At 60.0% G+C, this 16,757-nt stretch carries 12 protein-coding genes; 3 read left to right on the forward strand and 9 right to left on the reverse strand.

Going from position 1 to position 16,757, the window contains the following annotated elements; translation table 11 throughout:
* Nucleotides 1-21: 21 nt before the first annotated feature.
* From EQV97_RS13695 to EQV97_RS13705, 3 genes are read right to left on the reverse strand one after another with little or no spacing between them, the layout of a single operon-like run.
* Complete coding sequence (locus tag EQV97_RS13695) at nt 22-3,168, reverse strand: CusA/CzcA family heavy metal efflux RND transporter (RefSeq protein ID WP_122839260.1); 3,147 nt, start codon at nt 3,166-3,168, stop codon at nt 22-24.
* A gap of 15 nt (nt 3,169-3,183) precedes the next feature.
* A complete protein-coding gene (locus EQV97_RS13700) occupies nt 3,184-4,386 on the reverse strand; it encodes an efflux RND transporter periplasmic adaptor subunit (protein WP_122839261.1) in 1,203 nt (400 codons plus the stop codon).
* A gap of 49 nt (nt 4,387-4,435) precedes the next feature.
* A complete protein-coding gene (locus EQV97_RS13705; RefSeq protein ID WP_240889079.1) occupies nt 4,436-5,683 on the reverse strand; it encodes a TolC family protein in 1,248 nt (415 codons plus the stop codon).
* 456 nt (nt 5,684-6,139) lie between these two features.
* Between EQV97_RS13705 and EQV97_RS13710 the strand changes: the two genes are divergently transcribed.
* Together EQV97_RS13710 and EQV97_RS13715 are read left to right on the forward strand one after the other, a co-directional pair.
* On the forward strand, nt 6,140-6,814 hold the full coding sequence (locus EQV97_RS13710) for a heavy metal response regulator transcription factor (protein WP_240889080.1): 675 nt from the start codon (nt 6,140-6,142) through the stop codon (nt 6,812-6,814).
* The gene (locus EQV97_RS13715) at nt 6,811-8,244 is read left to right on the forward strand and encodes a heavy metal sensor histidine kinase (RefSeq protein ID WP_122839263.1); all 1,434 of its coding nucleotides are present in this window, start codon (nt 6,811-6,813) and stop codon (nt 8,242-8,244) included. The genes EQV97_RS13710 and EQV97_RS13715 overlap by 4 nt, the downstream gene beginning before the upstream one ends.
* A gap of 335 nt (nt 8,245-8,579) precedes the next feature.
* On the opposite strand, the gene EQV97_RS13720 is transcribed toward EQV97_RS13715, so the two are convergent.
* The 6 genes from EQV97_RS13720 to EQV97_RS13745 are packed head-to-tail and all read right to left on the reverse strand — an operon-like array spanning nt 8,580 to nt 14,517.
* Nucleotides 8,580-10,322, reverse strand: coding sequence for an ABC transporter substrate-binding protein (locus EQV97_RS13720; RefSeq protein WP_045062319.1), 1,743 nt, complete (start codon nt 10,320-10,322; stop codon nt 8,580-8,582).
* A gap of 48 nt (nt 10,323-10,370) precedes the next feature.
* Nucleotides 10,371-10,643 (reverse strand): DUF2160 domain-containing protein, encoded by a 273-nt coding sequence (locus EQV97_RS13725; protein ID WP_045062321.1) that lies wholly within the window; start codon nt 10,641-10,643, stop codon nt 10,371-10,373.
* 10 nt (nt 10,644-10,653) lie between these two features.
* Nucleotides 10,654-11,454 (reverse strand): carbohydrate ABC transporter permease, encoded by an 801-nt coding sequence (locus EQV97_RS13730; protein ID WP_045062323.1) that lies wholly within the window; start codon nt 11,452-11,454, stop codon nt 10,654-10,656.
* 8 nt (nt 11,455-11,462) lie between these two features.
* On the reverse strand, nt 11,463-12,329 hold the full coding sequence (locus tag EQV97_RS13735; protein ID WP_033057091.1) for a sugar ABC transporter permease: 867 nt from the start codon (nt 12,327-12,329) through the stop codon (nt 11,463-11,465).
* Nucleotides 12,326-13,423, reverse strand: a complete 1,098-nt coding sequence (locus EQV97_RS13740) for an ABC transporter ATP-binding protein (protein ID WP_122839265.1) — start codon at nt 13,421-13,423, stop codon at nt 12,326-12,328. The genes EQV97_RS13735 and EQV97_RS13740 overlap by 4 nt, the downstream gene beginning before the upstream one ends.
* Complete coding sequence (locus tag EQV97_RS13745) at nt 13,423-14,517, reverse strand: ABC transporter ATP-binding protein (RefSeq protein ID WP_122839266.1); 1,095 nt, start codon at nt 14,515-14,517, stop codon at nt 13,423-13,425. The genes EQV97_RS13740 and EQV97_RS13745 overlap by 1 nt, the downstream gene beginning before the upstream one ends.
* A gap of 311 nt (nt 14,518-14,828) precedes the next feature.
* Between EQV97_RS13745 and EQV97_RS13750 the strand changes: the two genes are divergently transcribed.
* Nucleotides 14,829-16,661 (forward strand): sigma-54-dependent Fis family transcriptional regulator, encoded by a 1,833-nt coding sequence (locus tag EQV97_RS13750; protein WP_122839267.1) that lies wholly within the window; start codon nt 14,829-14,831, stop codon nt 16,659-16,661.
* Nucleotides 16,662-16,757: the final 96 nt, after the last annotated feature.

The following is a 16,757-nucleotide window of genomic DNA, read 5'->3' on the forward strand; positions in this document are numbered from 1 at the left end:
CCATAGGGGTTGTGTTCACAGTCAGGTAGGGACGGAGTCCTCATCCCGGCGATGGGCGAGTTGATAGAGCGCCGGCAATATCAGCAGCGTGAGGATGGTCGAGGACAGGATTCCGCCGATCACCACCGTCGCCAACGGGCGCTGCACTTCCGCACCCGTGCCGGTCGCCAGCGCCATCGGGATAAACCCCAGCGACGCCACCAACGCAGTCATCAATACCGGCCGCAGACGTGTCAGCGCACCTTCGTTGATCGCATCCGACAGCGACCGCCCCTCCTCGCGCAGATTGCGGATAAACGCGATCATCACCAAACCGTTAAGCACCGCCACACCCGACAGCGCGATAAACCCCACGCCCGCCGAAATCGACAACGGAATATCGCGCAACCACAGCGCCATGACCCCACCGGTCAAGGCAAACGGAATCCCGGTAAACACCAGCAGACCATCCTTGAGATTGTTGAACATCATGAACAACAACCCGAACACCAGCAGCAACGCCACCGGCACGACGATCTGCAAGCGTTTGGCTGCCGATTGCAGTTGCTCGAACTGCCCGCCCCAACTGGTCCAGTAACCGGCCGGTACTTGCACGTCACGCTCGATGACTTCGCCCGCCTCGCTGACAAACGAACCAATGTCACGCCCACGCACGTTGGCGCTGACGATCACCAGGCGCTTGCCGTTCTCGCGGCTGACCTGATTCGGCCCGAGCACCAGGTCGAGGCTGGCGACTTCCTGCAGGGCGATGAAGCCGATCTGGTTGGCCGTACCGTTCACCGCAGGCACTGGAATCAGCAGCGCCGACAAACCATCGATGTCCTTGCGCATGGCATCGGACAAGCGCACAACCATGTCGAAACGCCGATCGCCCTCATACAACGTCCCGGCCTGCCGTCCGCCCACCGCCACGGCAATGGTGTCCTGCACATCACCGACGTTGAGCCCGTAACGCGCCGCTTTGTCGCGGTCAATGTTGATGGTCAGCACCGGCAACCCGGTGGTCTGTTCGACTTTGACCTCGGACGCGCCGTTGACCTTCTGCATCGCCGTGGCGATCTTCGCGGCGGTGGCATTAAGCACGTCCATGTCATCGCCGAACACTTTCACCGCAACATCGCTGCGCACGCCGGAGATCAGTTCGTTGAAGCGCAATTGGATCGGCTGCGACAGTTCATAGTTACTGCCCGGCAGCGTCGCGGCGGCGGCTTGCAGTTCCGCCATCAGGGTTTCGCGGGACTTGCCCGGTTCCGGCCACTGCTCTTTGGGTTTGAGCATCACGTAGCTGTCGGAGATGTTCGGCGGCATCGGATCGGAGGCAATTTCCGCAGTCCCCGTTCGGGCGAACACCCGCTCGACTTCCGGCACCTTGGCGAGAATCAACGTTTCCAGACGCTGCTGCATGTCCACCGATTGCGTCAGGCTGGTGCCCGGTACGCGCAAGGCTTGCAAGGCAAAATCGCCCTCGCTGAGGCTCGGCACAAACTCGCTGCCCATACGGCTGGTGAGCACGCTGCTGAGCACGATCACCGCCACCGCCGCGCCCACGGCGACAGCGCGATGCGACATGACCCAGGCCAGTGCCGGCGCATACACCTTGCGTGCGCCGCGCATCACCGCGCCCTCTTCTTCCTTGACCTTACCGGTGACGAACAGCGCAATCGCCGCTGGCACGAAGGTCACCGACAACAGCATCGCACCGAGCAAAGCGATGACCACGGTGAACGCCATCGGGTGGAACATTTTCCCTTCGACGCCGCTGAGGGCGAAGATCGGCAGGTATACGACCATGATGATCAACTGACCGAAAATCAGCGGTCGCCGCGCCTCTTTCGCCGCGGCAAACACTTCCTTGAAACGCTCGGCGCGGGTCAGCAAACGCCCATGATGTTGCTGCGCATGGGCCAGGCGACGCAGGGTGTTTTCAACGATCACCACCGCGCCGTCGACAATGATGCCGAAGTCGAGCGCGCCGAGGCTCATCAGGTTGGCACTGACCTTGTTGCTGAACATCCCGGTGAAGGTGAACAGCATCGACAGCGGAATCACCATCGCCGTGATCAGCGCCGCGCGGATGTTGCCGAGGAACAGGAACAGAATCGCGATCACCAGAATCGCGCCTTCGATGAGGTTTTTCTTCACCGTGGCGATGGCTTTGTCGACCAGGTGCGTACGGTCGTAAACCGGCACGGCGATCACCCCGACAGGCAGGGACTTATTGATCTGTTCAAGCTTGCTCGCGACTGCTTGCGACACCGTGCGGCTGTTTTCACCAATCAGCATGAACACCGTGCCGAGCACCACTTCACGCCCGTTTTCCGTGGCCGCGCCACTGCGCAGTTCACGGCCGATGTCCACGGTGGCGACGTTCTTGATGCGGATCGGCGTGCCGTCGACGTTGGCCATGACGATGTTCGCGATGTCCTCGGTGCTCGCCACTTGCCCCGGCGCACGGATCAGCAATTGCTCGCCGCTGCGCTCGATGTAACCGGCGCCGACGTTGGCGTTGTTGCGCTCCAGCGCGGTGACCAGGTCGGTGAGGGTGAGCTTGTACGCGGCCAGGCGTTTCGGATCCGGCGCAATCTGATATTCCTTGGCGAAACCACCGATGGTGTTGATCTCGGCGACGCCCGGCACGTTGCGTAATTGTGGTTTGATGATCCAGTCCTGAATCACCCGCAGATCGATTGGCGTGTACGGCGTGCCGTCGTCCTTCAGCGCGCCTTCCTGCGCTTCGACCGTCCAAAGAAAGATCTCGCCAAGGCCGGTGGAGATCGGTCCCATCACGGCTTCCGCGCCTTCGGGCAATTGCTCCTTGGCGATTTGCAAACGCTCGTTGACCAATTGGCGGGCGAAGAACAGGTCGGTGCCGTCCTTGAAAATCACCGTGACCTGCGACAGCCCCGAACGCGACAACGAACGGGTCTGCTCCAGCGCCGGCAGACCGGCCATGGCGGTTTCAATCGGGAAAGTGATGCGCTGCTCGGTTTCCAGCGGCGAGAACCCGGCCGCGCCGGTGTTGATCTGCACCTGGACGTTGGTGATGTCGGGCACGGCGTCGATCGGCAGTTTTTGATAGCTGGCGATGCCGAGGCCGGCCATGAGCAGAACGGCGAGCAGCACGATGATGCGCTGCTCGATGGCAAACTGGATTAGGCGTTCGAACATGAGGGCCTTCCGGGATCAATGAGAATGTTCGGCCGAGGCTTTGCCCAGTTCCGATTTGAGGACAAAGCTGCCGGCGCTGGCGACTTTTGCGCCCGCGTCCAGGCCTTGGGTGATTTCCACAAAACCATCGGCGCGGCTGCCCAGCTCCACCGCTCGCGTCTCGAAGCCGTCGTCGGTACGGACGAATACCGAGGGTTTGTCCTCGACCGTCTGGATCGCGGTTTCCGGCACGGCGACTTTCGCTTCGCGGCTGTCGGTAGCCACCAGCGCAGTGACGAACAATCCGGGACGCCACGAACCCTGCGGGTTTTCCAGCGTCACGCGGACCGTTGCAGTACGGGTCTGCTCGCCGAGCAGACTTCCGACATAAGCCACGCTGCCGACCACTTCGGCATTCAGCTCCGCTGCGCTGACCGTGACTTTTTTGCCCACCTGTACCTTGTTCAGATCCTTCGGTGATACGCCAAACGTCACCCACACCCGCGACAAATCCGAGAGGGTGAACGCTGCCGTAGACTCATCGACCACCTCGCCCGGCGTCAGGTGTTTTTCCACCACGACACCGTCGAACGGCGCACGCAATTCGTAGCGGTTGCCGCCGGTGGCAACCACACTGCCGCTGAGCACACTGATTTTTTGCCGGGCATTGCTCACGGCGATTTCGGCTTCTTGCAACGCTTGGCGCGCCTGGAGGAAATCCTGCTCGGCGGAAATCTTGCCCTGCCAGAGTTTTTTCTCACGCTCATAGGTGGTGCGCGCCAACGCCAGACGACGTTGTGCGGCGGCTTGCTCGCTGCGCTGATCGGAGATCTGCTGGCTGGCGATCACCGCCAGCAACTGACCCTTTTTCACCGACTGGCCAAGGTTGACCGCCACCGACTCGACCACGCCCGGCACACGCGGCACCACATGCGCGGTGCGGTCTTCGTCGAAGCGCACTTCGCCGGGGAACGGCAAACCGAGGCTGATGTTCTGCGCCCGCGCTTCGACCAGTTGAATGCCGGCGGCGGTGATCTGCTCGGTGCTCAATTCGATGTGGCCTTCTTCGCCATGTTCGCCCTCGGCTGCGGCGCCCTCCTCGGCGTGATCCGCGTGCTCGGCATGTTCCGAAGCCTCATCGGCGTGCGCGTCGATAACGCCATCGCCCGCCCACATCGAGCCGATGCCGATGCCCAAAACCAGCGTCGCCGCAGCGACCACGATCAGTTTTTTATCCATGGAAACTCCTCTGCGCCGAACCTGCGCACAGTGATCTGAAAAGTGAAATTCAAGGGCGGACGCTGAGGTCGCCGAAGATCCGTTCAATGCGTACGCGGGCGTCGGTCGCCTCGCTGACTGCCTGGATGTATTGGCTGCGCGCAGCGATCAGGGTGCGCTGAGCATCGAGCACATCGAGGAAGCCGAACTTGCCCATTTCGAAACCCCGGGTGGCGCTTTCAACAGCGCTTTGCGCGGCGGGCAGGATGGTCTGGTTGAACGCTTTGACTTCGCCGTTGGCCGTCTGCCATTGCTCAAGACTGGACTGGATTTCCGTGCGCAAGCGTAGCTCGGTGGCGTTGCGCAGATCCCGCGCCTGATCAGTTCGGCGTGCCGCCGCGAGGACGTTGCCCTGATTGCGATTGAACAGCGGAATCGGCATCGTCAGCCCGACCACGTTGACCCGCTCGCGCTCGGTTTCGCTGTACTGGCTGCCGATGCTGACGGTGAGATCGGGAATGCGTTGGGACTTTTCCAGCCCCAACGAAGCTTCACGCTGATCGATCTGCAACTTGGCCAGACGCAGCTCGGCGGTCTCGTTCAGACGCTCAAGCAAACGATTCGACGGCGGCACGTTGGCGAGGTTTTGCGTGGCAGTTTGCACCGTGGTCGAGGTCGGCAGCGGCGCGCCCATGACCTGCGCCAATTGTTGATAGGCGTTGGCCTGATCGCGTTCGGCGCGGCTCAGTTCCAGGCGCACTTCCGAGAGTTGCACCTGCGCCCGCGTGCCTTCGACGGGTGACGACTTACCGGCCTCGATCCGCCCTTGCGCCACACGCAAACCGTGCTCGGCCAGTTGCAGTGACTGGCGGGACAACTGCAAGCGTTGCTGCGCAGTCTGGGCGCTGTTGAACGTCTGAATCACATCGGCGCGCAAGGTGTTGCGCTTGCGCTCAAGCTCGATGCCAGCGGCGTCCTGCGCGCGGCTGGCGACGTCGATGCGCGCGCCGCGCTTGCCACCCAGTTCGATCGGCTGACTGAGCATCACCGTGGTGGTACGCGAGTCGCGACGGGTGTCTTCAGCCTCCCACGAGACTTCAGGGTTGGGGATCAGCCCGGCCTGTTGGCGATCACCCTCGGCGATACCTATTTCCCACTGCGCAGCGGCCAGATCCGGGTTGCCGGCAAACGCCGTTTGCAGGGCCTGATCGAGGGTCAGGGTCGATGCGCCCGCGAGGCTGGTAATGGTCAGCAACAGAATGCCACTGGCTGTTTTTTGCAGGCGTGATCGCGCCGTCAGTTGTCTTGAAACGGGCAATGGAAGACTTCCTTCATTGAGGATTTTTCGATGCCGCCACGGTAGGGTTTTGAACTTATCGACAAGGTGACTGGAACATTACAAATCCGTTATCCACGGTTTCGCCAAGTTGTTTTGCTCTAGGATGCGAAGTGCAAAAAGCTAACTTGGCAATACATAGAAACAAATGAGTCTAAGTTATCTGCTGAACAGCACTTGCCCGAGCAGGAAGGTCATGTGCAAACGCCTGCCTCGCTGCGACAGGCTGTCGCAGAAAGCCACTTTAGAGCCTCATGGCGCACGTCTCAGGTTGACTCTGTAGCCACTTCACCCTTTACCGTGCACGCCTGCAACCGGAGAAATATCCGTCGGAAAATCGTTAGTCGTTAATAGCACCTGCCCGGAAGACCTTACAAAAACAATAACTTTCCCGGTCACCTTAATTACACATCCATTCAATGAAAGTGGTGATTGATCATGCGAATCCTTGTGATCGAGGACGAGCTTAAAGCTGCCGAATACTTGCATCAGGGTTTGACCGAAAGTGGTTATATCGTTGACCACGCGGCCACCGGCGCCGATGGTTTGCATCTGGCGCAACAACATGTTTATGACCTGATCATTCTCGACGTCAATCTGCCCGAACTCGACGGCTGGGGCGTGCTGGAGCAACTGCGTCGCACGCATTCGACGCGGGTGATGATGCTCACCGCGCGCGGGCGTCTGGCCGACAAGATTCGCGGCCTCGACCTGGGCGCCGACGATTATCTGGTAAAGCCGTTCGAGTTTCCCGAATTGCTCGCGCGGGTGCGCACGCTGATGCGCCGCAGCGAGAACATCCCGGTGCCGCAAGTGCTGAAAGTCGCCGATCTGGAACTCGACCCCGGCCGGCATCGTGCGTTTCGCGGCGAACAGCGCATCGACCTGACCACCAAGGAATTCGCCCTGCTGCATCTGTTGATGCGCCAGTCCGGCGAGGTGATGACCCGCACACAGATCATTTCGCTGGTGTGGGACATGAATTTCGACTGCGACACCAACGTCGTGGAGGTCTCGATCCGGCGTCTGCGGGCGAAAATCGATGACCCGTTCGAGCACAAGTTGATCCACACCCTGCGCGGCGTCGGTTACGTGCTGGAGGCGCGGGAATGAAGCCGGCCAGCCTGTCGATGCGCCTTGGCTTGACGGTGAGCATCCTCGGCGCGCTGCTGGTGGTGTTTCTGGCGATCCTCGCTTATTTCGCCCTGACCCATGAGCTGAATGCGTTGTCCAGAGACAGCCTGGAAAAAAAGATGGAACAGGTCGAGCACAGCCTGTCGCTGTACGTCGACGCCAATGAAATCAGCGGTAAACCGCATGTCCTCCTCGATCAGGTGATGGGCCACGACAACCTCACGCTGACGATTTACGACCGTGTCAATCAGCGCTCGCCGCTGCTCAAATCCGGCAGCGGATTACGCGACCTGCGAGTTGAGTTGAAAGCCGTGCGGGCCACCACCGACCAATTGGTTTATTCGGAAAGTACCGACGCCGAGGGGGCAAAATTCCTCACCGTGTCGAAGCTGATTCGCCTCAAGGATGGCAGCAGCGTGCCGGTGCTGTTATCGATCGATAACGCGCACGACCAGGCCCTGCTCAGCGCGTATCTGCGTTCGACGCTGATTGCCTTGCCGTTGCTGCTGGTGTTCATCGGCCTGACCGCGTGGGGCGCCGTGCAGCGCGGGTTGGCGCCGATGCGTGAGTTTCGCAAAGTGGCGGCGATGGTCTCGACCCAGGATCTGGAGCATCGGTTGTCAGTGGTGAACATGCCGCAGGAGTTGAGCGAACTGGCGCAAGGCATCAACTTCATGCTGCACCGGCTGGATGCGGGGGTGCAGCAGCTGTCGCAATTCTCCGATGATCTGGCCCACGAATTGCGCACGCCGATCAATAACCTGATGGGCAAGGCGCAAGTGACGCTGTCGCGCGAACGCACGGTGGATGAGTACAAGGATGTGCTGGTGTCGTGCACCGAAGAGCTGGAGCGCGTGGCGCGGATTGTTTCGGACATGTTGTTTCTGGCGCAGGTGAGTCATCCGTCGGCGCTGGCGCCGTTTGAGTCGGTGGCGCTGGAGGTTGAAGCGGCGAAGGTGGCGGAGATGTTTTTGCTGTCGGCGCAGGACAAGCAGATTCATTTGAATGTGCTTGGCAGCGCTTCAGTGATGGGCGATCGATTGATGATTCAACGGGCGATCTCCAATTTGCTGTCCAACGCTTTGCGGCATTGCCCGTCCGGGAAAACCGTGACATTGCTGATAGAACAAAGCGCGACGCAGACCTCGCTGCTGGTCAGCAACCCCGGCGCGGGAATTGAAGCGCAGCATCTGCCGCACCTGTTCGACCGCTTCTACCGCGTCGACAGCAGCCGTTCGCGTTCACAGGGCAGTACCGGATTGGGGTTGGCAATCGTCCGTTCGATCATGGGCCTTCACCAGGGTGTGGCCGACGTAAAAAGCCTGCCTGGCGCAATGACCGTGTTCAGGCTTGGATTTCCTGCGGTGACTCAAACGGCCCCATCGCTGGCAAGCCAGCTCCCACAGTGATTTCGGGTATTCCCAGGTTTTGTCAGCACCGCTGAAACCTGTGGGAGCGAGCCAGCTCGCGAAAGCGGTGGGTCAGTCGTTATCAATGTTGAATGTCAGACAGCATTCGCTTGCAGGCAAGCTCCCACAGTGATTTGCGGTGCATGCGGAATATGTGACCACCCTAGAAACCTGTGGGGGGTGATTTCGGGTGTACCTGGGTTTTGAGGGCACCACAGAAACCTGTGGGAGCTGGCTTGCCCGCGATGGCGGTGGGTCAGTCGATATCTTTGCAGTGTGTCAGGCACAAATGAAAACGGCACCTTCCGGTGCCGTTCGCCATTCGCGGTCAGCTTTTACTTGCGCGCATCCGCCCAGGATTTCAACAGTTCGTTGTAGTTCACGGTTTCACCTTTTGGCTTCTCGTTCGCCAGTTTCGGCTTCGGCGCACCGGGCTGGTCAAACCAGTATTGCGCATCCCGTTCCGGGTTCATCTTCGGCCCGCATACCGGCTGTGCCTTGGAGCGTTCCAGGCGGGTCATGATCGCGTCCTGATCCTTGGCCAGGCCATCGAGTGCCTGTTGCGGGGTTTTCTCGCCGCTGGCGGCTTCGGCGATGTGGCTCCACCACAGTTGTGCCAGGCGCGGATAGTCCGGCACGTTGGTGCCGGTCGGGGTCCATTGCACACGGGCCGGGCTGCGATAGAACTCCACCAGGCCGCCGAGTTTAGGCGCGAGGTCGGTCATGGCCTGCGAATTGATGTCCGACTCGCGAATAGGCGTCAGGCCGACGATGGTTTTCTTCAGCGAGACAGTTTTCGAGGTCACGAACTGCGCGTACAGCCAGGCCGCCAGTTTTTGTTTTTCAGGCGTCGACTTCATGAACGTCCAGGACCCCACGTCCTGATAACCAAGCTTCATGCCCTCTTCCCAATAAGGCCCACGCGGCGACGGTGCCATGCGCCATTTCGGCGTGCCGTCGGCGTTCACCACCGGCAAGCCCGGTTTGGTCATGTCGGCGGTAAAGGCGGTGTACCAGAAGATCTGTTGAGCGATGTTGCCCTGGGACGGCACCGGGCCGGATTCGGAGAACGTCATGCCTGCGGCTTCCGGTGGAGCGTAGGCCTTCATCCAGTCGACGTACTTCTGCGTCGCATAAACAGCTGCCGGGCCATTGGTATCGCCGCCACGGGTCACGCTGGAGCCGACCGGATGGCAGTCCTCGACGCGGATGCCCCACTCGTCCACCGGTAAGCCATTGGGGATACCCTTGTCGCCGCCTCCGGCCATGGAGAACCAGGCATCGGTGAATCGCCAGCCTAGCGACGGGTCTTTCTTGCCGTAGTCCATGTGCCCGTAGATCCGCTTGCCGTCGATTTCCTTGACGTCCTCGCTGAAGAACTTGGCAATGTCTTCATAAGCCGACCAGTTCACCGGCACACCCAATTCGTAGCCGTACTTTTCCTTGAACTTGGCCTTCAGGTCCGGACGTTCAAACCAGTCCGCGCGGAACCAGTAGAGGTTGGCGAACTGCTGGTCCGGCAGTTGATAGATCTTGCCGTCCGGCGCGGTAGTGAACGAAATGCCAATGAAATCCTTGATGTCCAGGGTCGGCGAGGTGAAGTTCTTGCCTTCGTTGGCCATCAGGTCGGTGATTGATTCAGTCTTGCCATAGCGGAAATGCGTACCGATCAAATCCGAGTCGTTGACCCAACCGTCATAGATGCTCTTGTCTGACTGCATCACGGTTTGCAGCTTCTCCACCACATCGCCTTCCTGCAGCAGGTCGTGGGTCAGCTTGATCCCGGTGATCTCGGTAAAGGCCTTGGCCAACACCTTGGACTCGTATTCGTGGGTGGTCAGGGTTTCCGAGACCACTTTGATGTTCATCCCGCGAAAGGGCTCGGCAGCCTTGATAAACCACTTCAGCTCTTCGAGCTGCTGCTCTGGCGTCAGCGTGGACGGCTTGAACTCGCTGCCAATCCATTTCTTGGCGGCGTCTTCATAGGCATCGGCCCAGGCCGCAGCGCTCAACCCGCTGAGTGCCAGCATGGCTGCCAATGAAACGCTATGTCGCAGCTTATTGTTTTTGTCGAACATAGAGACCTCCTGTTTGAGTTTTGGAGCAACTTTGCCGAGCGATGTCGACTAGCCCCAGCGCATCACAGCCAACAGCCACACCAGGGACAACGCGGACGCTACCCAGATGCTCCAGTCGGTGGCGCCAATCACCAGCAAATGCAGGTAGGCGCTACCGAGAAGACCGATAAACAGCCGATCGCCACGGGTGGTGGCAATCGGTAAAAAACCCCGGCGTAGGACGCTCGGAGAACGCAGCTCCCACGTCGTCATGCCCACCAGGATCAGGCCAATGACGATGAAAAACACCGCGGTGGGGACAGTCCAGCTCATCCATTCCATCATCAGCTCCTCATACCCGGCCCAGGGCAAAACCCTTGGCCACGTGGTTGCGCACAAACCAGATCACCAGCATCCCGGGCAAGATGGTCAGTACCCCTGCCGCCGCCAGCACACCCCAGTCGATACCGGACGCCGAGACCGTGCGAGTCATCACCGCCGCGATCGGCTTGGCGTTCACCGAAGTGAGGGTGCGCGCCAGCAGCAACTCGACCCAGGAAAACATGAAGCAGAAAAATGCCGTAACACCGATCCCGGAGCCGATCAGCGGGATGAAGATCTTCACGAAGAACTTGGGGAAACTGTAGCCGTCGATGTAGGCCGTTTCGTCGATTTCCTTGGGCACCCCGGACATGAAGCCTTCGAGGATCCACACGGCCAGCGGCACGTTGAACAGGCAGTGCGCCAGGGCCACGGCGATGTGCGTATCGAACAGACCGATCGAGGAGTACAGCTGAAAAAACGGCAACAGGAACACGGCCGGGGGCGCCATGCGGTTGGTCAGCAGCCAGAAGAACAGGTGCTTGTCGCCCAGGAAGCGATAACGCGAGAACGCATAGGCGGCCGGCAACGCCACGCTCAGGGAAATCACCGTGTTCAGGCTCACGTAATACAGCGAGTTGAGGTAGCCGGTGTACCAGGCCGGATCAGTGAAGATGACCTTGTAGTTGGCCAAGGTGAAGTCCTGCGGAAACAGGGTCAGGCCGCTGAGGATTTCGGTGTTGCTCTTGAAGGACATGTTCAGCAGCCAATAGATCGGCACCAGCAGAAACAGGATGTAGATCAGCAATGGGATCAGCTTTCTTTTGCTCATGGCAGACCTCAGCGGTTGGCGTCAGAGTGAGTCATGGCGGTGTAGAACAGCCAGGACACCAACAGGATGATCAGGAAGTACACCAGCGAGAAAGCCGCAGCGGGGCCAAGGTCGAACTGGCCGATCGCCATCTGGGTCAGGGTCTGGCTGAGGAAGGTGGTGGCGTTGCCCGGGCCGCCGCCGGTCAGCACGAACGGCTCGGTGTAGATCATGAAGCTGTCCATGAAGCGCAGCATTACCGCGATCAGCAGTACGCTTTTCAGCTTGGGCAGCTGGATATGGCGGAACACTGCCCAGGCCGAGGCCCGATCGATCCGTGCCGCCTGGTAGTACACGTCCGGGATCGCCCGCAGGCCGGAAAAGCACAGCAGCGCCACCAGCGAAGTCCAGTGCCAGACGTCCATCACCAGCACCGTGACCCAGGCGTCCATGGTGTTCGCCGCATAGTTGTAGCTGATGCCCATGGCGTTGAGACTCGAACCCAGCAGGCCGATGTCGGCCCTGCCGAAGATCTGCCAGATGGTGCCCACCACGTTCCACGGGATCAACAGCGGTATCGCCAGAATGATCAGCACCAGCGACGACCAGCGCCCCTTGGTCGGCATCGTCAGGGCGATCGCAATGCCCAGGGGGATCTCTATCAGCAGCACACAACCGGAGTAAATGAACTGGCGCAGCAACGAGTCATGCAGCCGCGGGTCCAGCAGCACCTGCTTATACCAGTCGGCGCCGACGAAGTAACGACTGGATTGATCGAAGATGTCCTGCACCGAATAGTTGACCACGGTCATCATCGGGATCACTGCGCTGAATGCCACCAGCAGGAATACCGGCAACACCAGCCACCAGGCCTTGTTGTTCTGCACCTTGTTCATGGCTGCGTCTCCAGCAGGTAATCATCGGCATAGACCATCAACCACTGGGCCGGGAAACTGATGTAGGCAGTGCCTTGCGGCACCGGCTTGTCTTCGGCCAGGCGCACTTTCAGCGGGGCGCCATCGAGGTTCAAGGTCATGATCTTGTAGGTGCCGAGATCCTCGACGTGTACGACCTGTGCCTGCATCGCGTCATCGAACGGCTCGTCCCACACATGGACGAACTCCGGACGAATGCCAACCTTCAGGGTCTGCCATTCGGATTCAGCGATACGCTGCTGTTGCGCGTCGGACAACGGCAAGTGGGTCGAAGCAAACCCGACGCCCCCAGGCTGGGGCTGCACGTCGATCAGGTTCATCCCGGGGCTGCCGATGAAATAGCCCACGAAAGTATGGCTCGGCCGCTCGAACAGTTCCCGCGGAGTGCCGAACTGCACGATCTGGCCGCCGTACATCACGGCGATCTTGTCGGCAAAGGTCGAGGCCTCCAGCTGATCGTGGGTGACGTAGACCATGGTGATGTTGAACTGCTCGTGGATCTGCTTGAGCTTTCGCCGCAACTTCCACTTCAAGTGCGGATCGATCACGGTCAGCGGCTCATCGAACAGGATCGCGGAGACGTCATCGCGGACCAGCCCACGGCCCATGGAGACTTTCTGTTTTTCGTCAGCAGTCAGGTTGCGCGCCTTCTTGCCCAGCAGCGCCTGCAGGTCGAGGACCTCGGCAATCTCCTGGACCTTGCTGTGGATTTTCGCTTCGGCCATGCCCTGGTTGCGCAATGGAAAGGCCAGGTTGTCGAACACCGTCATGGTGTCGTAGACCACCGGGAACTGGAACACCTGGGCGATGTTGCGCTTTTCCGGGGTCAGGTCGTTGACCACTTTGCCGTCAAACAGCACCTGGCCCTGGGACGGGCTGAGCAGGCCGGAGATGATGTTGAGCAAGGTCGACTTGCCGCAGCCCGAAGGGCCGAGCAAGGCGTAGGCGCCCCCCTGCTCCCAGATGTGATCCATCTCGCGGATCGCATAGTCCTCCGGACCGCTCGGCGTGCGGGTATAGCTGTGGGCGAGGTTCTGCAAGCGGATCTCGGCCATCAGGCAACCCTCGCGATACGGCGCCCGGGTGCCTGGACCAAGCGGCCCTGGGCATCGAACACAAACAGTTTGTGGGTCGGGATATAGATGCGAATCGGCGCGTCGACGTCGTATTCGTGAACCCCGGGCAAGTGCAGCACCAGCAGGAAATGTTCGTTGCGCACGTGCAGGAAGGTTTCCGATCCGCTGATTTCCGCCACCTCGACCGTTACTGCCAGCTCCAGGTCATCGTCGTTGCTCGGCACCAGGGAAATATGACTGGGCCGCACGCCAAAGCGGTATTCACCCTCACCGACCGGTCGCAGGTCGACGTTCAGCGGGAAGTGCACGAAATTGGCGAAGCTGACTTCGTTGCCGGCAATGCGCCCGGGCATCAGGTTGATCGGCGGCTCGGAGAACAGTTCTGCCGCCAGCACACTCTGCGGCTGGTGGTAGACCTCGGACGACTTGCCACTCTGGATCACCCGTCCTTCGTGAAGAATGGTCGTGGTGCCGCCCAACGCCAACGCTTCATTGGGTTCGGTGGTGGCGTAGATCGCGATGGTGTGCCGGGCCTTGAACAGCTCGCGCATTTCCTGGCGCAGCTCTTCGCGCAACTTGTAGTCGAGGTTGACCAGCGGTTCGTCGAACAGGATCAGTTCGGCATCCTTGACCAGGGCACGAGCCATGGCGGTGCGCTGTTGCTGGCCACCAGACAGTTCGAGCGGATGGCGCTGGAGGAATTTCTCGATGCGCAGCATCTTCGCCGTTTCCTGAACCTTGCTCTCGATCAGGTCCCTGGACACCCCTGCCTGGCGCAAAGGCGAGGCGATATTCTCGAACACGGTCATGGTCGGGTAGTTGATGAACTGCTGATACACCATCGAAACGTTACGCAGACGCACCGGGCGCAGGGTGACGTCGACGCCGTTCATCAGGATGCGCCCGCTGTCGGGCTTGTCCAGGCCGGCCATCAGGCGCATCAGGCTGGTTTTGCCGGACAGCGTGCGACCGAGCAGAACGTTGAAAGAACCGGCTTCAAAATTCAGGCACGCATCGTCGATCCAGGTCTGGCCTTCGACGGTGCGGCTGACGTGCTCCAGGGTTAGCGACATGGCTCGGCCTTTTTATTATTGGAGTCAAGCGACCCAGGCTGTAGAGCGAGTTTCATGCCAGGAAATGCAAGTCGTTGAACCACCGGGAAAAACGCCGAATTGGCGAGCCGCCGGGGTTCGATGCTGAACAGAAATGAACAACCGCCAATGAACAATTGAACAGTTGGCCGGTTGACAATGAACAATAGTGAACAACACTCTATGGACCGTTCACGGTCCCCGTAGGGGCAGCCTTGGGCAGCTCCTACGCAGGTCGTGGGCAACTGAAGTACCCATAAAAACAATAAAAGTCAGCTCAGAGATCGCCTGCCATGGCCGTACCTGCCTCGCCGCTCTCCCATGACGCCATCATTCAGGACTCCTGGTCCCGCTGCCGCGCGTTTGGTCTGGACCATCAAAGCGCCCCGGCCTTCGATCAGCTGCCGGCTGCTGGCATAGCGCAACTGCTGGAGAGCCAGCATTCGCTGGTACAGACCACTCATCAGGAAGTCCTGCCGTACTACGAGAACATCCTCAGTAACTCCAACTGCCTGATCATGCTCGCCGACAATCAGGGCCAGGTGCTGACATCGTGGGGGACCCAGCGATTCATCGAGCCGACACTGACCCGAGGCTTCAGCGCCGGGGCCAGCTGGATGGAGCGCTGCAGCGGAACCAACGCGATCGGCACCGCGCTGGCCTGTGAGCAGGCGGTGCATATCGAACACGATGAACATTTCCTCAAGGCCAACCGCTTCATGACCGGCTCTGCCGCGCCGATTTTCGATGCCGAGCGCAAAGTGATCGCCGTGCTGGATGTGTCCAGCGACAGCTACCTGCCGCCGTCACACACGCTGGGCATGGTCAAGATGATGAGTCAGACCGTGGAGAACCGGCTGATTCTCAACCTGTTCCACGGCCAGCACTTCCAATTGACGTTCAACACCGGCTTGAACAACCTCGACAGCCAGTGGGCCGGCTTGCTGATTTTTGATGAGACCGGCCAGGTGCTGTCGGCCAATCGACGGGCGGACAATCTGCTCGGCATCAGTCTGTCGCGAGTGAGCGTCGAGAGCCTGTTCAAGGTGTCATTGCTAGAACTGTTGAATCAGCCGGATGATCTGCCCTTCGCCCTGCAGACCTCGGGACGCAATCGCTTCCAGTGCCTGTTGAAACGGCCCAAGCAAGTGCCGGTCAAGGCTCGAGTGTTCGTCGAGCAACCAGCAGTGCCATCGGCTGCAATCAGTCTCAATACCTTGCATTTTGGCGACAGCCGGGTGGAAAAAGCGGTTCGCCAGGCCGAGCGGTTGCTGGAGAAGGACATTCCGCTGCTCATCCACGGTGAGACCGGTGTGGGCAAGGAAGTTTTCGTCAAGGCTCTGCACCAGGCCAGCTCGCGCAGCAAACAGGCGTTTATCGCGGTGAACTGTGCAGCGATCCCTGCCGAGTTGGTGGAGTCCGAACTGTTCGGCTACGAAAAAGGCGCGTTCACTGGCGCCAACCAGAAAGGCAGCATCGGGCTGATTCGCAAGGCCGACAAAGGCACCCTGTTTCTCGATGAAATCGGCGACATGCCGCTGCCGACTCAAGCTCGTCTGTTGCGGGTGTTGCAGGAGCGTTGCGTGCAACCGGTCGGTAGCAGTGAGTTGTTCCCGGTCGACATCCGTATCATCTCCGCAACCAATCGATCCCTGCGCGAACAGGTTCAACTGGGCCGGTTTCGCGAAGATTTGTATTACCGGATCGGCGGGTTGACCCTGGAGTTACCGCCGTTAAGGGAACGCAGTGACAAGCAGGAGCTGTTCAAACGATTGTGGGAACAGCATCGCGAACCGTCGCAGTGGGCGGGTTTGAGTCGTGAGGTGCTGGAGTTGTTTGCTCGCCACCCGTGGCCGGGGAATTTGCGCCAGGTCAGCAGCGTGATGCAGGTGGCGCTGGCCATGGCCGAGGAGCAACCGGTGCGCCCGGAGCATTTGCCCGATGATTTTTTTGTCGATATGGAGATGGAGCCGGTGGATGCACCGGAGCCGCTGGCAGTGGATCTGGATGATGCCGAGGATTTAAGTCGGCAGTTGCAGGCAGTGGGCGGGAATATTTCGCACCTGGCCCGGCGGTTGGGGGTTAGTCGTAATACCTTGTACAAAAGGTTGCGCCAGGCTGAATGAGTGTTCAACCGCACTGGCAGTGTTCGGCTTGAGACCATCGCGAGCAGGCTCGCTCCCACAGGGTGTTATGTCCACCACAAAACCCATACCTGGCGA

This window comes from Pseudomonas sp. TMW22090, assembly GCF_022496665.1.
In the GTDB taxonomy this organism is placed as follows: domain Bacteria; phylum Pseudomonadota; class Gammaproteobacteria; order Pseudomonadales; family Pseudomonadaceae; genus Aquipseudomonas; species Aquipseudomonas gregormendelii.